Below are 18,090 nucleotides of genomic sequence, written 5' to 3' on the forward strand. Positions count from 1 at the left end.
GCCTAGACTGAGCTCGCACTTAGCCAAGCCTTACCGACCCGGCCCAGCCCGGCCCCGAGCGCACTGCCCGCAGCGTGTTCGGGGCCGAGCCCGGACCCGTACCCCTCACACCCGCACCTCCCGCATGCCCCGTACGTCCCGTACGTACCGTGTCCGTCTCGATTGGGTCAGATGTCAGCGTCAGCGCCGGTCACCGCGCCCCGCGCACCCCGCCTCTCCAGACGCGCGACCGCGACGGCCGCAGCCGTCGCGGCGCTGCTCCTGGCCGTCCTGCTGAGCCTCGCCGTCGGCGCGCGTTCCATCCCGCCGGGCGAGGTCCTCGACGCCCTGCTGCACGGCGGGCACTCCGACGCCGCCGAGGTCATCCGTACGATGCGGGTGCCGCGCACGCTCATCGGGCTGATGGTCGGCGCGGCGCTGGCGCTCGCGGGCACGGTGCTCCAGGGGATCACCCGCAACCCCATCGCCGACCCCGGCATCCTCGGCATCAGCCAGGGCGCGTCGGTCGCGGTGGTGATGGCGATCGCGTTCGCCGGGGTGCACACGCTCACCGGGTACGTCTGGTTCGCTTTCGCGGGCGCTGCCGTCGCCTCGGTCGCCGTGTACGCCATCGCCGCCGGCGGGCGCGGCGGCGCGACCCCGGTGAAGCTCGCGCTCGGCGGTGCGGCGATCAACGCGCTGCTGGTGTCCGTGACGATGGGAATCCTCACGACGAAGGCGTCCGCGCTGGACGAGTTCCGCTTCTGGCAGGTCGGCTCGATCGCGGGGCGGGAGGCGGACGTCGTCCAGCAGATCTGGCCGTTCCTGCTGCTGGGCGCGGTGCTCGTGCTCTCGGTCGCCCGCGGCCTGGACGCGCTCGCGCTCGGTGAGGACGTGGCGAAGGGGCTCGGGCAGAACGTCGCGGCGGTCCGGATCGTCGGCGGCATCGGGGCGACCGTGCTGACCGGGGTCGGGGTCGCCGCCGCCGGGCCGATCGCGTTCATCGGGCTCGCCGTCCCCCACATGGCCCGCGCGGTCGTCGGCAACGACCACCGCTGGGTGCTGCCGATGGCCGCGCTGATCGGGCCGGTGATGCTGCTGGTCTCGGACGTCGTCGGCCGGATCGTGTTCCCGCCGAGCGAGGTCCCGGCGGGCGTGATGACGGCCCTGATCGGGGTGCCGTTCCTGGTCGCCCTCGTACGCCGGAAGGCGGTGCCGGCGTGAGCGACGCGACCGTGACCGACACCCCCGTACGGGTCCGGCCCGCCGGGTACTCCGTCCTGAAGGCCGGACCGCGCGGCCGGTTCCTGCTGCACCGGCGGGCGGCCCTCGTCGCTGCGGCCCTGGTCGTCCTCCTGGCCGCCGTCTGCATCGCCTACCTCTGCGTCGGCGAGAGCTTCGTCGCGCCCGGCGAGGTCGTGAAGGTGATCCTCGGGCAGCCGTCCTCGGCCGAGCTGGTCGTGGGCACGCTTCGGCTGCCCCGGATGACCGTCGGGCTGCTGGTGGGCGTGGCCTTCGGAATCGCGGGGGCGCTGATCCAGACGGTGGCCCGCAACCCGCTGGCCAGCCCCGACATCATCGGCATCAGCCAGGGCGCGAGCGCCCTCACGGTCGGCGCGATGACCTTCGGCATCACCTCGTACACCGTCCTGCCCTACCTCTCCGTGATCGGCGGCACGGCGGCGGCCGCGCTCGTGTACGTGTTCGCGTGGCGCGGCGGCCTGCACGCCACCCGCTTCGTGCTCATCGGCATCGGCTTCGCCATCGCCCTGCGGTCGGTGACCACGCTGTTCCTGACCAAGGGCGACTACCTGGTCGCCCAGCAGGCGCAGATCTGGATGACCGGTTCGCTGAACGGGCGCGGCTGGACGGAGGCGGGCCCGATCGGCTGGACGCTGCTGATCCTGCTGCCCGCCGTGCTGTGGGCCGCCCGCGTGCAGCGCACCGTCACGATGGACGACGACACCGCGACCGCGCTGGGCGTACGCCTGGGGCGCGTACGGCTCGGACTCGTCGCGCTCGGCGTGGTCCTGGCCTCCGTGGCGACGGGTACGGCGGGCCCGGTGGACTTCGTGGCGCTGCTCGCCCCGCAGATCGCCCGCCGGATGACCCGGACCGCGCAGATCCCGCTGCTGTCCTCGGCGCTGCTGGGCGCGGTGATCGTCGTCCTGGGCGACCTGCTCGCCCGCAGGCTGTTCTCGCCCACCGAACTGCCGGTGGGCGTCCTCACGGCGGCGATCGGCGCCCCGTACCTGATCTGGCTGATCATCCGCGGTCACCGCGGCCGCAGTGGAGGCACCGCATGAGTCCGACGACCGACGCAGCGCAGCAGACGGGCAGCAGGCTGGCCGCCCGCGCCCTGACCCTCGCCTACGAGGACCGCACCGTCGTCCACGAGCTGGACCTGGCCGTGCCCGACGGGCAGGTCACCGTCATCGTCGGCCCGAACGCCTGCGGCAAGTCCACCACCCTGCGGGCGCTCGGCCGGCTGCTGAAGCCGCGCGGCGGGGCGGTCCTGCTGGACGGAACGGAGCTGGCGCGGATACCGACCAAGCGCATCGCGCAGTCGATCGGGCTGCTCCCGCAGACTCCGGTGGCGCCGGAGGCGATCACCGTCTCCGACCTGGTCGCCCGGGGCCGCCAGCCGCACCAGAGCTGGTGGCAGCAGTGGTCGGACGCGGACGAGCGGGCGGTGACCGACGCCATGGCCCGTACGGATGTGACGGCGCTGGCCGAGCGGTCGGTGGACGAGCTGTCCGGCGGCCAGCGCCAGCGGGTGTGGATCGCGATGGCACTCGCGCAGGAGACGGACCTGCTGCTGCTCGACGAGCCGACGACGTACCTCGACATCGCGCACCAGGTGGAGGTCCTGGACCTGGTACGCCAGTTGGCGTCCCCTGACGCGGACGGCACCCGGGGCCGTACCGTCGTCACCGTGCTGCACGACCTCAACCAGGCCGCCCGGTACGCGGATCATCTGGTCGCCATGAAGGCGGGGCGGATCGTCGCGGAGGGGCGGCCCGGGGACGTCGTCACCGCCGAGCTCGTCCGTGAGGTCTTCGGCCTGGAGGCGGTGATCGTGCCCGACCCGGTGACGGGTTCGCCGCTCGTCGTCCCGGGCGCCCCCTGGACCCCGGCCACAGCCTCTTTCCCCGCCCCCGCCCCGACTCCCGGAAAGGCCCTCTGAACCATGACCCTCCAGCACCGCTCCCGCCTGCTCGCCGCCGCGTCCCTCACCGTGACCGCCGCCCTGGCCCTGTCCGCCTGCGGCTTCTCGTCCGAGTCCTCCAGCGCGTCCGGCTCCGGCTCGGACGGGTCCTCCGAAGGCACCCGTACGGTGAAGACGGCGATGGGCGACGTGAAGGTCCCGGCCGCCCCGCAGCGGGTCGTCGTCCTGGACACCGCCGAGCTCGACTCGGTCCTCACTCTCGGTGTGAAGCCGGTCGGCGCGACCCACGCGGACGTGGAGTCGGGCTTCCTGAACTACCTCCCGAAGGACCAGGTCGCGGGCATCACGGACGTCGGCCAGATGATGACCCCGAACCTGGAGGCCATCGCCGGTCTGAAGCCCGACCTGATCCTCACCAGCAAGATCCGGCACGGCGACAAGTACGCGGAGCTGTCCAAGATCGCGCCGACCGTGATGACGGAGAACACCGGCTACCCCTGGAAGGAGAACTTCCAGGTCCACGCGGAGGCCCTCAACAAGACGGCCGAGGCCAAGGCGGTCACCGACGACTACGCCAAGCACGTGGCCGGTGTGACGAAGGCGCTCGGCGGCAAGGAGAAGGCGGCCGCGACCGAGGTCAACATGGTCCGGTTCGTCGAGGGCGCGGACATCCGCATCTACGGCAAGAAGAACTACATCGCCACGATCCTCGCCGACGTGGGCCTCGGCCGACCCGCCATCACGGACAAGGCGGCGGACGGCTTCTCCTACGACGTCAGCCCCGAGAGGATCGACCTCGCGGACGCGGACGCGGTCTTCCACTCGACGTACGGCGACGCGAAGAAGTCCAAGGAGACGCAGACCACCGGCAGCGGCCTGTGGAAGAACATGGACGCGGTGAAGAACGGCAAGGTCTTCGCGGTCGACGACCAGCTGTGGATCCAGGGCATCGGCTACACGGCGGCCGACAAGATCCTCGAAGAGCTGAAGGCGAACCTCACGAAGTGACCGGCCGGGCGAAGCGGCAGGCGGCGCGGTCCCTGGACGCGATGGAATGGGAGCTCGGTCTGTACGACTGGGCCACCCTCCCCTGCCGCGGCTGCTGGAACGCGGCGCACGTCCCCGACGAGCTGCGACGGCTGGCCCTGGCCCGGACGACCGACGCGGCGAAGCCGACCGGTATCGAGTACCACGTGTTCCAGGAGACCTGGGCGACGTGGACCGCGGTCCCGGTGGCACGCGTCCTGATGGCCGGTCTGACGAGGCGGACCCTGTCACTCGCGGCCCGGCACGCCTTCCTCGACCTGCTCTGGTCGTTCGTCGTCGCCGACGACGAAGAGATCGCGGAGGCCTGCAGGGACGTCGTGCGCACCGGCCTCGGGACCTTGTACGAAGAGGTGTTCTCGGGGCGGGCGATCGGCACCGCCATGTTCGCCTACTGGCTGCTGGACGACGTCGACGAGCCCGCCCGGGTCGAACGGCTCCTGAGGGACGCCCGCCATCTCCTGCCGGAGGACCTTCACCCCGACCCTCCTGACGCGGCCTGGCCGGGACCTCACCCCGTACGCCCCCGCGCCCGCCACACCAGGTAGAGCGCGGAGGCGACGGCGGCGACGCGGACGACGACCGGCCAGGCGTCGAGCAGGACGTCGCGCATCGCGCCTTCGCGGATGGGCTCGCCCCAGCGCCCGTCCAGCCGCCCCCACACCCACACGAGCGCCCCGGCCGCCACCACGCCCGGCAGACCGAGCGCCGCCCACTTCGCCTCCGTACGGGAGAGGGTGCGCGAGCTGTACGCGATGAGCCAGCCGCCCGCCAGCGGCAGCCAGGAGCCGGTGACCACTCCGGCGAGGAGCAGGAGGGCGGCCAGGAGCAGCAGGGGGTGGGCGAAGCCGCGACGGGGGGCCGGGGCGGCGGCCGCGGGCTCGACCACGGCGGGGGCGGGGGCCTTGCGGCGGCGGAGCTTGAGGAGGCGCGGGGCGCGGCGGCGCCGGTCGGTCCCAACGGCCTCTTCGCCGCCGCCGTCTTCGCCATCGCCGTCCTCGGCGGTGTCGTCCTCGGCGGCGCTGTCCGCGATGCCGGGCTCGTCGTCCTCCTCGTCCTCCCCCGAGGAGTCGGGCTTCGGCGGCCTCCCGAGCAGCTCCGGGGCCTCGATGCCGCCGAAGAACCCGGGGATGGCGGTCCCCTGGTCGAAGGGCCCCGGCTCCAGGCGCCACCAGTCGGGCTCTCCGGAGGCCTGCTGGCCGTCGCCGAGCATGTGCGGGGCGGAGGGGTCGGGCCAGTCGCGGGCCGTCGCGTCGTCGGTGTCCGTACGGGGGCGGGCGGAGTCCGGGCCGGGCCGCTCCGCGCCTCGCTTGCCGAACAGCAGTCCCGCCGCGCCCCGGCGGGACGCGTCGGCGTCGCTCGTACGGGCCCCGGGGATGTGACCGGCGCCCGTCGGTGCTCCGGACGCGCGACCGGTGTTCGTACGGGGCCGGGGCCGGGCCCCTGAACCGGCATCCGCACCACCGTCCGCCGCGCTCCCGCCACCCCGCCGCGACGCGCCCCGCCCGGAACCGGCTTTCGGGGCGGGATCAGGGGCTGAACCGGGGGCTGAGGCAGGGGCTGAGACGGGTGTCGCGTCCGGGGCGGGGCCCGGGTCCTTCGCGCCCTTGCGGAGCAGACCGCTCCGGGGCCGGGGGACCGCGCCGCGCCCCTTCTCCCGCCGAGCAGCGCCCGCACCGCCGCCCGGCCGCGCCGACGGCGGCGGGACCGAACCGTCGCCCGACTCCGCCGCGGCGGCGACCAGCGCGTCCGGGCTGCCGAGCCTGCTGATGATGCGCCGGACGGCCGCCGGGGAGTCCGCGCCCCCCGCGCCGCGCTGCCGGTCGATCTCTCCCCGGAGCGTCGAAACGAGTCGCATCCGGGCGCCCGACGACAGCTGTTGTCGCTGGGCCAGGTCCCCGACCCGGCTCAGGTAGTCGTAGACGAGCTGGTCGCTCTCGATCCCCACGCGGTGCATCCCCTCTACCGGCCCTGCCCCGACGGTAGCGTTCCAGCGGCTACCGTGGGACGGATGGGGACGACCACACCACCGCGCACGCTCGCCGAAGCCCTGCGCGCCCGGGGCGACGAATCGCTGGCGGGGCTGCTGCGTGCCCGCCCCGACCTACTCAATCCGGTGCCGAACGACATCACCCAGCTCGCCACGAGGGCCGGCACCCGGGCCTCGGTGGTGCGCGCACTGGAACACCTGGACCGGTTCGCGCTCCAGACCGCCGAGGCGCTGGCGGTGGCCCCGGACCCGGCTCCGTACGCCACGCTGCTCTCGCTCCTCACCGGCGACGGTCTCGACGACGGCGAGCAGCACGACGACGCGGGAGCGGCGATCACCGCCGCGCTGCCGGGCGCGCTGGCGACCCTGCGCGAACAGGCCCTGGTCTGGGGCGAGGACGACCGGCTGCGGCTGGTGCGTACGGCCCGGGAGCTGCTGGCCCCGTCCCCGCAGCACCCCTCCCCCACCGGCCTGGGCCCGACGGTCTCCGAGGCGACGGCCGGGATGTCACCGGGCCGCCTCCAGGAGATCCTGGCGGCGACCGGCCTCCCGGCCACGCACGACCCGGTCTCGGCGGTGGCGGCGCTGTCCTCCCTGTTCACGGACCGGACGAGGATGGCGGAGCTGCTGGACACGGCCCCGGTGGAGGCGCTTTCGGTGCTGGACCGGCTGGTGTGGGGCCCGCCGTACGGGGAGGTCACCCCGAACCCGACCCCGCCGGTGAAGTGGCTGCGCGACCGGGGCCTGCTGCTGCCGGTGTCGACGCGCACGGTGGTCCTGCCGCGCGAGGCGGCGCTGCACCTGCGCGCCGGACGTGCCCACCGCGTACCGGAACCGACCCCCCCGACCGTCGCGGCGTCCGCCGAGCGCGATCCACAGGCTGTGGACAGGGCGGCGGCCGGTCAGGCGTTCACGGCGCTGTCCACGGTCGAGGAGTTGCTGAGCCTCTGGAACGGCGGCGGCCCGCCGATCCTGCGCGCGGGCGGCCTGAGCGTACGGGAGCTGAAGCGGGCGGCCACGGCACTGGACGTACCCGAGCAGATCGCCGCCTTCTGGGTCGAACTGGCCTATGCTGCGGGCCTGTTGGCCTCCGACGGGGAGACGGACGAGCGGTACGCGCCGACGCCCGCGTACGACGAGTGGCTCGACCTGTCCGCCCAGGACCGCTGGACGCACCTCGCCACCGCCTGGCTCCCGGCCACCCGGGTCCCCGGCCTGGTGGGCGGCCAGGACGCGAAGGGCCGGGCCCTGTCCGCACTCGGCCCGGACCTCGACCGCTCCGCGGCCCCCGACGTACGCCGCCGGGTCCTGGCGCTGTTCGCCGAACTCCCCCCGGGCACCGCGCCGGACCCGGAGACCCTGCTGCAACGGCTGCGCTGGGAACGCCCGTTGCGCGGCGGACCGACCGCCGCCTCCGGCACGACGCCCCCCGGGGAGGGGGGCGACCTCCGCTCCCGCCTGGCGCTCTGGACGCTCAACGAGGCGGAGCTGCTGGGCATCACGGGCCGGGGCGCGCTGTCCGCACAGGCCCGCGCACTGCTGGCGGAGGGCCCGGACGCTTCCGCCGCGCTCCTGGCCCCTCTCCTCCCCGAGCCCCTGGACCACGTCCTGCTCCAGGCGGACCTGACGGCGGTGGCGCCGGGCCCGCTGGAGCGCCCGTTGGCGCAGACGCTGTCGGTCCTGGCGGACGTCGAGTCGAAGGGCGGTGCGACGGTCTACCGCTTCACGCCCGGCTCGGTGCGCCGCGCGTTGGACGCCGGGCAGGCGGCCGCCGACCTGCACGCGTTCCTGGCCGCGCACAGCCGTACGCCGGTGCCGCAGCCGCTGAGCTACCTGATCGACGACGTGGCCCGCCGCCACGGCCACCTGCGGATCGGGGCGGCGTCCGCGTACGTACGCTGCGACGACGAGGCGGTCCTCAACGAGATCCTGGCCGACCGCCGCTCCACGGGCCTGCGTCTCCGCCGCCTCGCCCCCACGGTCCTGGCCTCCCAGGCGGACCCCGGCTCCCTCCTCGAAGCACTGCGCGACATGGGCTACGCCCCCGCCGCCGAATCCGCCGAGGGCGATGTCCTGATCACCCGCGCGGGCGCCCGCCGCACTCCGCCCCGCACCCCTCCGGCCCCGGTTCCCGAAGGCCCCCCGCCCCCGGACGCCACGCTGCTGGGGGCCGCGGTACGGGCGATCCGCGCGGGCGACACGGCCGCCACGGTCGCCCGCAAGGAACCCTCCGAGGGCCCTGCGGGATCTCCCGCCTCCGGCGCCCTCCCCCGCACCACCCCCGCCGAGACCCTGGCCACGGTCCAGGCCGCCGCGATGACGGGATCAGCGGTCTGGATCGGCTACGTCAACGCGGACGGCGCGGCCAGCCAGCGCGTCATCGCCCCGGTCCGCGTGGAGGGCGGCTTCGTCACGGCCTACGACCACACGGCCGACGAGGTCCGCACCTACCCGCTGCACCGGATCACGGGGGTGGCGGAGCTGGCGGAGGACGGGCAGCCCTGAGGGCTGTCCCGCAGCCCCTGGCGGGCGCGTGCCGACTCCGCGTGCTGACGATGTGTTCGGGCACGCGGAAAGGGCGCCCGAGGCCGTTGTGCGACCAACGACCCGGACGCCCTGCCGACCGGCCCCTGAAGGCCGGGCCGCTCGCGATGCTCAGCCGGTCAGACCGGGGGGTTGGAGTAGGCCTTGCGCCGGAACGCGGCCTTGGTCCCCGGTCCGGCGATGCCGTCGATGGCACCCTTGTAGCCTTCGAACTTCTTCAGGTTGGCCTGGAGCGACGCGATCGTCTTGGGTCCCACGATCCCGTCGATGGCGCCCTTGTAGGGACGGGGCTGGCCGGGCCACTTGGCCAGCCAGCGCTGGATCGCCTTCCAGCTGTTGGTCCCGAGCACCCCGTCGATCGCGCCCTTGTAGCCGTACATGGTGAGGATCCACCGCTGGATCCGCTTGGCACCCTGCTTGTCGAGGCCGAGGTTGACCACGGCCGCGTTCGCCGGCCCCGCGAGACCGACCACCGCCACGCCGGATGCCGCCACCGCCAGCAGCCCGCCTCGGATCAGCCCGCGACGCGAGACGCCGTTCCGCCTGCTCTGCTCCACGTTCTTCCCTCCGTTGGCCGGGGATCTTCTCCCGACTTGGCGCACAGGTTACCCGGATCGGCGTCGGCCGATCCGGGTTCCGGCCCCGCACCCGTCTGCGATGCTGCGGGCATGCCTTTCGCCGTCCGCGTCCCCGAGCCCGTGTCGCCCGACCCGCCCGCCGCGCCGATGCGGCCGCTGCTCACACAGTCCTGGCTGGACCTGGCGTTTCTTCACTGGGCGGTCGAACCGGCTGACGTGGCACCACTGTTGCCGTCGGGGACCGTGCCGGACACGTTCGACGGGACGACGACGTACGTGGGTCTGGTGGCGTTCCGGATGCACCGGGTCAGCGGGCTCGGGCTGCCGGGGATTCCGTACCTGGGCACGTTCCCGGAGACCAACGTCCGGCTGTACTCCGTGGACGGGCGCGGGCGGCGCGCGGTGGTCTTCCGGTCCCTCGACGCCTCGCGGCTGATCCCGGTCCTCGTGGCGCGGGCCGCCTTCCGGTTGCCGTACGTGTGGTCCCGGATGGACGTCGAACGCTCCGGCGACACCCTCACGTACACGAGCAGCCGACGCTGGCCCGGCCCCCGCGGGGCACGGAGCAGGATCGTGGTGCGGACGGGGGAGCCGATCGGGGAACCCTCTCCCCTTGAGCACTTCCTGACCGCCCGTTGGGCCTTGCACAGTTCGTTCTTCGGGCGGACCGTCCATCTGCCCAACGTCCATCCCCGGTGGCCCCTGCACCGGGCGGAGCTCGTGGAGTGCGACGAGGACCTGGTGGCGGCCGGCGGGCTGCCCGCCCCGGCCGGGAATCCGGTGAGCGTGCTGTACTCCCCCGGCGTTCCCGTGCGCTTCGGCCGCCAGGCGCGCCCCGGGCCTGAACGGTCCTGAGGGGGGAACGGCCCTGAGGGTCCTGAGGGGGGGGCGGCACTGAAGGTTCTGAGGGAGGGGCGGCCCTGAAGGTCCGGGGGGCGCCGGCACCGGGACCGCCTCATGAGCGCTGTCTTCTTCCTACAGCGCCGCCTCGCTCTCAGCAGCCCTCAGCAGCCCTCAGCGGCTCTGCCACGAACGTTCCAGCAGCCGCTTCACCCGTCGGAGATCACCGCGCTCGCTACGCGTGATCACCGCGGCGATCACCGGACGCAGCAGGCGATCGCTCCCGTCCAGCGTCACCCGCTTGACGATGTCCACCCGGCAGGACGCCTCACCCGTCGCGGTCACCGAGCGGCTGCCGTCGGCCGTCGCGCCCTCGACGACACGCCAGGTGAAGGAGCGGCCCTCGCGGACGTCCGAGACCTCGACCACGCTCTCCACGACCCTGCCCAGCACGCGCAGGGTCTCCGCCACCCGGGCGCCGTCCCGCACCGGGCCCGGCGGGGTCTGGGCCATCCTCTCCAGGCCGGAGCGCCAGTGCAGGTCGTTGGCGTAGACGTGGAGGAACTCCCACACGAACCCCGCGGGAGCCTGCACAACGGCCGAGGAGCGCACAGCTATGGGCTTCATCAGAACGCCTTTCCGAGCACCTGAGCAATTTGATTAACCAGTTGACCATATACCGGTTAGCGGTTGCGATACCATCGCCGTATGGCCGAAAGCTCCGAGACGCCCCCCGACTTCGCCGACATCGCCGTCGCCCACTGGCAGCGCGAACGGCCGGATCTCGACTTCACCGCCATGGGCACGCTGGCGCGCTTCGCCCGTCTCCACATCGCGGGCAGCCGCCGCGTGGAGGCGGTCTTCGCCGCCCACGGTCTGGATCGCGGGGAGTTCGACGTCCTGGCCAGCCTCCGCCGCACGGGGGCCCCGCACGAGATGCCGCCCTCGCGGCTCGCGGAGATCCTCCTCATCACGCGCGCCGGGATGACCAAGCGCGTCGACCGCCTGGAGGCGCGCGGTCTCGTCGCCCGGCGGGCCGACCCGGAGGACCGCCGCAGCCTCCGGATCGGCCTCACGCCCGAGGGGTTCGCCCTCGTCGACGCCGCCGTCACCGAGCACGCCGCGAACGAGAACCGCCTGCTCGGGCTGCTCACCGAGGAAGAGGCACACACCTTTGACGCGGTCCTGCGCAAGCTGCTGGCCGCCTTCGACGCATCCGGGCCCGAATCCGATCCCGAGTCTTCGATCACCGGTCCGATCAGCGGTCCGATCACCGGCCCGAGCCGAAATCGGCGTGATCGGCCCGATCAGCCCGGGCCCAGGTAGAATCGTCTGTTCGCGTGAACGTCTGACGTAGTCGGCAGCGCGCATCCCGGCGCACCGGCCGAGGCGCCCTGAAGGCGTCGGGCACGGGGCAGAGCCCGAGCCATGGCGGGTGTGCTGTCCGTCACGGGACGATCCAACTTCCGGAGGTATGTGTTGTCCTGCCTGATCGTCCAGAGCGACAAGACTCTGCTCCTTGAGGTCGACCACGACCTGGCGGACGCCTGCCGTCGTGCCATCGCACCGTTCGCGGAGCTGGAGCGTGCGCCCGAGCACATCCATACGTACCGCGTCACCCCGCTCGGGCTGTGGAACGCCCGGGCCGCCGGGCACGACGCCGAGCAGGTCGTCGACGCGCTCGTCGAGTACTCCCGCTACCCCGTGCCGCACGCGCTCCTGGTCGACATCGCCGAGACGATGGCGCGGTACGGGCGGCTCACCCTGTCCAAGCACCCCGTGCACGGGCTCGTGCTCACCAGCACCGACCGGCCCGTGCTGGAGGAGATCCTCCGGTCGAAGAAGGTCCAGCCGCTGGTCGGGGCCCGGATCGACCCGGACACCGTGGCCGTGCACCCCTCCGAGCGCGGGCAGATCAAGCAGACCCTGCTCAAGCTGGGGTGGCCCGCCGAAGACCTCGCGGGGTACGTCGACGGCGAAGCCCATCCGATCGAGCTGGCCGAGGACGGCTGGGCGCTGCGGCCGTACCAGAAGCAGGCCGTCGAAGGGTTCTGGCACGGCGGGTCGGGGGTGGTGGTGCTCCCCTGCGGGGCGGGCAAGACGCTCGTCGGGGCCGGTGCCATGGCCGAGGCCAAGGCCACCACCCTCATCCTCGTCACCAACACCGTCTCCGCCCGGCAGTGGAAGCACGAGCTGGTGAAGCGGACCTCACTCACCGAGGACGAGATCGGCGAGTACAGCGGCACGAAGAAGGAGATCCGGCCGGTCACCATCGCCACCTACCAGGTGCTGACCACCCGGCGTAAGGGCGTCTACCCGCATCTGGAGCTCTTCGACTCCCGCGACTGGGGCCTGGTCGTCTACGACGAGGTCCACCTGCTGCCCGCCCCCGTCTTCAAGTTCACCGCCGACCTCCAGGCCCGGCGGCGGCTCGGGCTCACCGCGACGCTCGTGCGTGAGGACGGGCGGGAGTCGGATGTGTTCTCGCTCATCGGGCCCAAGAGGTTCGACGCCCCGTGGAAGGAGATCGAGGCGCAGGGCTACATCGCGCCCGCCGACTGCGTCGAGGTACGGGTCAACCTCACCGACTCCGAGCGGCTCGCCTACGCCACCGCCGAGACGGAGGAGAAGTACCGGTTCTGCGCCACCACCGCCACCAAGCGGAAGGTGACCGAGGCCCTCGTACGCAAGCACCAGGGTGAGCAGACCCTCGTCATCGGCCAGTACATCGACCAGCTCGACGAGCTCGGCGAGCACCTGGACGCCCCCGTCATCAAGGGCGAGACCAGCAACGCCCAGCGCGAGAAGCTCTTCGACGCGTTCCGCCAGGGCGAGATCAGCGTCCTCGTCGTCTCCAAGGTCGCCAACTTCTCCATCGACCTGCCCGAGGCCACCGTCGCCATCCAGGTCTCCGGGACCTTCGGGTCGCGCCAGGAGGAGGCGCAGCGGCTGGGGCGCGTCCTGCGGCCCAAGGCCGACGGGCACGAGGCCCGCTTCTACTCGGTCGTCGCCCGCGACACCATCGACCAGGACTTCGCGGCGCACCGCCAGCGGTTCCTGGCCGAGCAGGGGTACGCGTACCGCATCGTGGACGCGGACGAGCTGCTCGCCGGGAGCTGAGGGAGCCGTAGACCGGGGAAGCGGAAGCGGTGCGGCGGGCTCCTCAGCGGGCCCGCCTCACCCCCGCCTCCTCCGCGTACTCCCCCAGGACGACCACGCCGAACGCCGTCGTCACGAACACCTTCACGGCGCGCAGCGCGTCTCCGACGCGGTGGGGACGGTGGTGACCGGTGACCGCGGTCGCGCCGTGCGCGGGGCCGGTCCTTCGTGGGTTCAGGGTGGCTGTGCTCATGCATCCATGGTGCTCCCGTCACCCGTTCGGACGCGTCGGTCCGCAGACCGAACCCGTACGCCCGGCTCGTAGCCCTCCGGTACCGCTCGGTGCGCACGCATCCCCTACGGGGACCCCTACCTCTGGTCCGTGGTCCCGGTCCCGGGCGGAGCCCGTATTCCGTTTCGCCCGGGACCGGACCTGTGGCTACAATCGCCGGTCTGCCCGCCTCCCGTGCCGGTTCCACGGCCCCGGGAGCGCCGCCGACCGGACGGAAACCGGCCGACACCCACGCGATCGGACCTTCCGAGCGAACCGCCCTGTTCCGGCCCCGGCCGGTCCCCGCGCGGTCCGCCGTCCTGCGTCGAAGCGCCGTCGAAGAGCCCTTGAAGAGCCGGAGGCAACATCGTGCCCGCGCACGTAGCAGAAGCAGCAGACAGCGATTCCACGCCCGCCCCCCTGGCGCACGAGCGCGCCCACCTCGCCGCGTCCCGGGCCGCCCTGCGGGGGATGCGCGAGGACGTCCAGGCCCTCGACATCGCCGATGTCACCGCGAACTGGGTGAACGCCGAGGTGCTCCAGTCCCAGATCGACGACCGCATCAAGGCGCTCGCCGACCTCTCCCACACCCCGCTGTTCTTCGGCCGCCTCGACTATCTGCACGCCGTCGGCGGCGAGCTGGCCGAGGGTGCGGAGGGCGAGCGGTTCTACATCGGGCGCCGGCATGTCCACGATGCCGCCGGGGACCCGATGGTCATCGACTGGCGTGCACCGGTCTCCCAGCCGTACTACCAGGCGTCCCGGAAGAACCCCCAGAACGTGGGGCTGCGCCGCCGCTTCGGTTACACCGGCGGCGAGCTGACCGCGTACGAGGACGAGCACCTCACCGATCCGGCCGAGGCCGAGCACACCAGCAAGCTCCTCCAGGCGGAGATCGAACGGCCCCGCGTCGGGCCGATGCGCGACATCGTCGCCACCATCCAGCCAGAGCAGGACGAGATCGTACGGAGCGGGCTCGGCGGGACCGTCTGCGTGCAGGGCGGGCCCGGTACCGGGAAGACCGCCGTCGGCCTGCACCGCGTGGCGTACCTGCTGTACGCGCACCGCGAGCGGCTCGCCCGCACCGGCACTCTGGTCGTCGGGCCGAACCGTTCCTTCCTGCACTACATCGAGCAGGTCCTGCCCGCCCTCGGTGAGCTGGAGGTCAGGCAGGCCACCGTCGACGACCTGGTGACGGCGGGCGTGGAGGTGCGCGGCACGGACGAAGCGGCCGCCGCCGTCGTCAAGGGCGACGCCCGCATGGCCGAGGTGCTGCGGCGGGCCATCCGCTCGCACGTGAGCGCCCCCACCGAGCCCGTCGTCGTGGTGCGCGGGTCCCGGCGCTGGCGGGTGCCCGTGTACGAGGTCCAGGAGATGGTCGACGAGCTGCTGGCCCGGGACATGCGGTACGGGGCCGCGCACGAGGCGCTGCCGCAGCGGATCGCGCACGCCGTCCTCGTACGGATGGAGGAGGCCGGTGAGGCCCCCGACGACCGGGTGCAGAACGCGGTCGCCCGGAATCCGGCGGTCAAAGCGGCCGTCAAGGCGGTCTGGCCCGCCGTCGACCCGGCGAAGGTCGTGCTGCGGCTGCTCTCGGACGCCGAGTTCCTGGCCACGCACGCCGAGGGGCTGCTCAGCGAGGACGAGCAGAAGGTCATCCTGTGGGCGAAGCCCGCGAGGAGTGTGAGGTCCGCCAGGTGGTCGGCGGCCGACGCCGTGCTGATCGACGAGGCCGGGGACCTGATCTCCCGGACGCACTCGCTCGGCCATGTCGTGCTCGACGAGGCGCAGGACCTGTCCCCCATGCAGTACCGGGCGGTGGGGCGGCGGTGCTCGACCGGTTCGGCCACCGTGCTCGGCGACCTCGCGCAGGGGACGACCCCGTGGTCCACGGAGAGCTGGGGCGAGGCGCTGTTCCACCTGGGCAAGGCGGATGCGGTGGTCGAGGAGCTGACGGCCGGTTTCCGCGTGCCGCGCGAGGTCATCGCGTACGCCTCCCGGCTGCTGCCCGCGATCTCGCCGGGGCTGGCGGCGGTGGAGTCGGTGCGGGAGTCGCCGGGGTCGCTGGTCGTCCGGGAGGTGGCGGGCGGTGCGGATGAGGTGGCCGCCGCTGTCGTCGCCGCCTGCGAGGAGTCGTTGCGCCACGAGGGGTCCATCGGGCTCATCGCCGCCGACGCCCGGATTCCTCTCCTGGGCGCGGCCCTGACGGCGGCGGGCCACACGTACCTGTCCCCGGGCGAGGAGACCACCGCCGCCTCCCGGCTGACGCTGGTGCCCGCGTCGCTCGCCAAGGGCCTGGAGTACGACTACGTGGTGCTCGACGAACCGGCCGCCGTGGTCGACGGCGAGCCGGACGAGCGGACCGGGCTGCGGCGGCTGTACGTGGCCCTGACCCGTGCGGTCTCCGGGCTCACGGTGCTCCACGCGGCGCCGCTGCCGGGGGCCTTGGCGTAGAACCGCCGGTGGGGGGCAGGGCCTTCCCCGCCCCCGCCGGCCTCACGCGTCCAGCGCCTCGCGCCACTCCCGTACGGCCGCCGTGTCCACCGGGGCCGACCAGCCCGCGGGCCTCGCCGCCCCGCCGATGTGGAAGGCACTGATCCCCGCCGCACGCAGCCGGGGCACGTGGTGCAGGTGGAGGCCGCCGCCGACCAGCATCTGCGCCTCGTAACCCGGCTCCCGGGTACGGGCCGCCTCGGCCACGAGCGTCGGGATACCGGCCTCCACTCCGGCCGGCGAACCCGCCGTGAGGTAGGTGTCGAGGCCGGGCAGGTCCGCGAGCTGCTTGCGGAGGGTGTCGCGGTCGGCGGCCCGGTCGATCGCGCGGTGGAACGTCCACCGGCAGCCGTCCAGCTCGGCGACGATCCGCTCGACGGCCACGAGGTCGGGGTGGCCGTCCTCGTCGAGGAAGCCGAACACGAACTCGTCCGCACCCGCCGCGCGCATCTCGCGGGCCTTGCCGACCAGCACGTCGATGTCACCGGCGGCGAAGCCGTCCGCCACCCTGAGCATCACGCGCAGCGGGATGTCCACGGCGGACCGGATCGCCTCGAAGGTCTCCCGGGACGGCGTCAGACCGTCCGCGGCCATGTCGGTGACCAGTTCGAGGCGGTCTGCACCACCGGCCTGAGCGGCGACCGCGTCCTCCGCGTCGAGAGCGATCACCTCCAGGACTGCACGGTTGCTCATGGGTCCCCATTCCTCCGATACACAGCTACAGAGCTACTCAGCTATAGGTCTAGTCCAATGACCAGACTACGGGTCGGCCACAGCGCGGCGCAGCCCTCCATCTGAACGCATGATCGCGCTTTGGCGCGAACTCGCCCCCGCAGGCGAGTGACGTGCCGCGTGTACATGTCACCACAGACCGGACACCCCACCCCGCGGCCGCGATCGCGATCACACCTTGACCTTCATAGGGGAGGGGGGTATACATGAAGCGAGAAGGAGATACCCCCTAGGGGTATCAAGTCGGCAGCAGGGAGGACCCCGTGTCCGCGCACTCCGCCACCACCGCCACCACCGCTCCCGGGACCACCACCGGGACCGACGCGGTCGAGCTCGCGATCGGCGGGATGACCTGCGCCTCGTGCGCGGCCCGTATCGAGAGGAAGCTGAACCGGATGGACGGTGTCGAGGCCACCGTCAACTACGCCACCGAGAAGGCCAAGGTCACCTACCGGGGCGCCGATGTGTCCGTACAGGACCTGATCTCGACGGTCGAGGCCACCGGCTACACCGCCAGGGAACCCGCCCCGCCCGCCGCCACGCCACCGGCGGCCGGAGGGCCGGAGGGGGCGGCGGAGGACGACGGCCTCACCTCGCTGCGCCAGCGCCTGACCACCGCCGTCGTCCTCGCGGTCCCGGTGATCGCGATGGCGATGGTCCCGGCGCTCCAGTTCGACTACTGGCAGTGGCTGAGCCTCACCCTGACCGCCCCCGTCATCGTCTACGCCGCCTGGCCCTTCCACCGGGCCGCCTGGACCAACGCCAAGCACGGCGCGGCGACCATGGACACCCTGGTCTCGGTCGGTACGTCGGCGGCGTTCCTGTGGTCGTTGTGGGCGCTGTTCTTCGGCACAGCGGGCATGGTCGGAATGACCCACCCCTTCGAGCTGACGATCGCCCGCTCCGACGGCGCCGGGAACATCTATCTGGAGGCCGCCGCCGGGGTGACCGCGTTCATCCTCGCCGGGCGCTACTTCGAGGCCCGCTCGAAGCGGAAGGCCGGGGCGGCGCTGCGGGCGCTGCTGGAGCTGGGGGCGAAGGAGGTCACCGTCCTGCGCGACGGCGCCGAAGTAACCGTACCGACAGGTGAGTTGCAGGTAGGGGACCGCTTCCTGGTCCGCCCCGGGGAGAAGATCGCCACCGACGGGACCGTCGTCGAGGGCTCCTCGGCGGTGGACGCGTCGATGCTGACGGGCGAGTCGGTGCCCGTGGAGGCCGGCGTCGGTGACACCGTCACCGGTGCGACGCTGAACGCGGGCGGGCGGCTCGTCGTCGAGGCCACCCGCGTCGGAGCCGACACCCAGCTCGCCCGAATGGCGAAACTGGTGGAGGACGCCCAGAACGGCAAAGC

General features: G+C 73.0%; 16 protein-coding genes. 11 read left to right on the forward strand and 5 right to left on the reverse strand.

The features are described from left to right. Window positions 1-171 precede the first annotated feature (171 nt). Genes CIB93_RS30125 through CIB93_RS30145 form a run of 5 tightly spaced genes read left to right on the forward strand, consistent with a single transcriptional unit; the run spans window position 172 to window position 4,740 of the window. Complete coding sequence (locus CIB93_RS30125) at window positions 172-1,203, forward strand: iron ABC transporter permease (RefSeq protein ID WP_096631477.1); 1,032 nt, start codon at window positions 172-174, stop codon at window positions 1,201-1,203. Beyond that, window positions 1,200-2,285, forward strand: coding sequence for an iron chelate uptake ABC transporter family permease subunit (locus CIB93_RS30130; protein WP_257002425.1), 1,086 nt, complete (start codon window positions 1,200-1,202; stop codon window positions 2,283-2,285). The genes CIB93_RS30125 and CIB93_RS30130 overlap by 4 nt, the downstream gene beginning before the upstream one ends. Next, window positions 2,282-3,166, forward strand: a complete 885-nt coding sequence (locus CIB93_RS30135; protein WP_096631479.1) for an ABC transporter ATP-binding protein — start codon at window positions 2,282-2,284, stop codon at window positions 3,164-3,166. The genes CIB93_RS30130 and CIB93_RS30135 overlap by 4 nt, the downstream gene beginning before the upstream one ends. A 3-nt stretch (window positions 3,167-3,169) precedes the next feature. Beyond that, a complete protein-coding gene (locus CIB93_RS30140; protein ID WP_096631480.1) occupies window positions 3,170-4,156 on the forward strand; it encodes an ABC transporter substrate-binding protein in 987 nt (328 codons plus the stop codon). Continuing rightward, window positions 4,153-4,740, forward strand: a complete 588-nt coding sequence (locus tag CIB93_RS30145) for a hypothetical protein (RefSeq protein ID WP_096631482.1) — start codon at window positions 4,153-4,155, stop codon at window positions 4,738-4,740. The genes CIB93_RS30140 and CIB93_RS30145 overlap by 4 nt, the downstream gene beginning before the upstream one ends. Here the strand turns inward: CIB93_RS30145 and CIB93_RS30150 are convergent. Further along, entirely contained in the window at window positions 4,704-6,149 is a 1,446-nt protein-coding gene (locus tag CIB93_RS30150; protein ID WP_096631483.1) for a hypothetical protein, read from the reverse strand. The two genes, CIB93_RS30145 and CIB93_RS30150, sit on opposite strands and share 37 nt — an antisense overlap. 54 nt (window positions 6,150-6,203) lie before the next feature. On the opposite strand from CIB93_RS30150, the gene CIB93_RS30155 reads away from it, so the two are divergent. Next, window positions 6,204-8,687, forward strand: coding sequence for a helicase C-terminal domain-containing protein (locus CIB93_RS30155; RefSeq protein ID WP_096631485.1), 2,484 nt, complete (start codon window positions 6,204-6,206; stop codon window positions 8,685-8,687). Between the two features lie 158 nt (window positions 8,688-8,845). Here CIB93_RS30155 and CIB93_RS30160 read toward each other — a convergent pair whose 3' ends face one another. After that, complete coding sequence (locus CIB93_RS30160; RefSeq protein ID WP_096631486.1) at window positions 8,846-9,283, reverse strand: peptidoglycan-binding protein; 438 nt, start codon at window positions 9,281-9,283, stop codon at window positions 8,846-8,848. A 111-nt stretch (window positions 9,284-9,394) separates the two neighbouring features. Here CIB93_RS30160 and CIB93_RS30165 point away from each other — a divergent pair, with 111 nt between their 5' ends. Beyond that, complete coding sequence (locus CIB93_RS30165; protein WP_257002426.1) at window positions 9,395-10,159, forward strand: YqjF family protein; 765 nt, start codon at window positions 9,395-9,397, stop codon at window positions 10,157-10,159. Window positions 10,160-10,318: 159 nt separating this feature from the next. Here CIB93_RS30165 and CIB93_RS30170 read toward each other — a convergent pair whose 3' ends face one another. Then, window positions 10,319-10,771 carry an SRPBCC family protein gene (locus CIB93_RS30170; RefSeq protein WP_257002427.1) on the reverse strand — a complete coding sequence of 151 codons (453 nt, stop codon included), beginning with the start codon at window positions 10,769-10,771 and terminating at the stop codon, window positions 10,319-10,321. An 81-nt stretch (window positions 10,772-10,852) separates the two neighbouring features. On the opposite strand from CIB93_RS30170, the gene CIB93_RS30175 reads away from it, so the two are divergent. Next, complete coding sequence (locus CIB93_RS30175) at window positions 10,853-11,470, forward strand: MarR family winged helix-turn-helix transcriptional regulator (RefSeq protein ID WP_257002428.1); 618 nt, start codon at window positions 10,853-10,855, stop codon at window positions 11,468-11,470. Window positions 11,471-11,620: 150 nt separating this feature from the next. Beyond that, complete coding sequence (locus tag CIB93_RS30180; RefSeq protein ID WP_096631497.1) at window positions 11,621-13,264, forward strand: DNA repair helicase XPB; 1,644 nt, start codon at window positions 11,621-11,623, stop codon at window positions 13,262-13,264. A gap of 43 nt (window positions 13,265-13,307) precedes the next feature. Here the strand turns inward: CIB93_RS30180 and CIB93_RS30185 are convergent, their stop codons facing one another. Next, the gene (locus tag CIB93_RS30185; RefSeq protein WP_096631489.1) at window positions 13,308-13,496 is read right to left on the reverse strand and encodes a hypothetical protein; all 189 of its coding nucleotides are present in this window, start codon (window positions 13,494-13,496) and stop codon (window positions 13,308-13,310) included. A 387-nt stretch (window positions 13,497-13,883) separates the two neighbouring features. Between CIB93_RS30185 and CIB93_RS30190 the strand changes: the two genes are divergently transcribed. After that, a complete protein-coding gene (locus CIB93_RS30190; protein ID WP_096631490.1) occupies window positions 13,884-15,968 on the forward strand; it encodes a UvrD-helicase domain-containing protein in 2,085 nt (694 codons plus the stop codon). 42 nt (window positions 15,969-16,010) lie between these two features. On the opposite strand, the gene CIB93_RS30195 is transcribed toward CIB93_RS30190, so the two are convergent. Beyond that, window positions 16,011-16,700: a copper homeostasis protein CutC gene (locus CIB93_RS30195; protein ID WP_096631491.1), complete on the reverse strand. Its 690-nt coding sequence runs from the start codon at window positions 16,698-16,700 to the stop codon at window positions 16,011-16,013. Between the two features lie 302 nt (window positions 16,701-17,002). Between CIB93_RS30195 and CIB93_RS30200 the strand changes: the two genes are divergently transcribed. After that, window positions 17,003-18,090: cation-translocating P-type ATPase (locus CIB93_RS30200; protein WP_179500289.1), on the forward strand; the 1,088-nt coding region annotated here is incomplete at its 3' end.

It is taken from the genome of Streptomyces sp. WZ.A104 (assembly GCF_002382885.1).
In the GTDB taxonomy this organism is placed as follows: Bacteria; Actinomycetota; Actinomycetes; order Streptomycetales; family Streptomycetaceae; genus Streptomyces.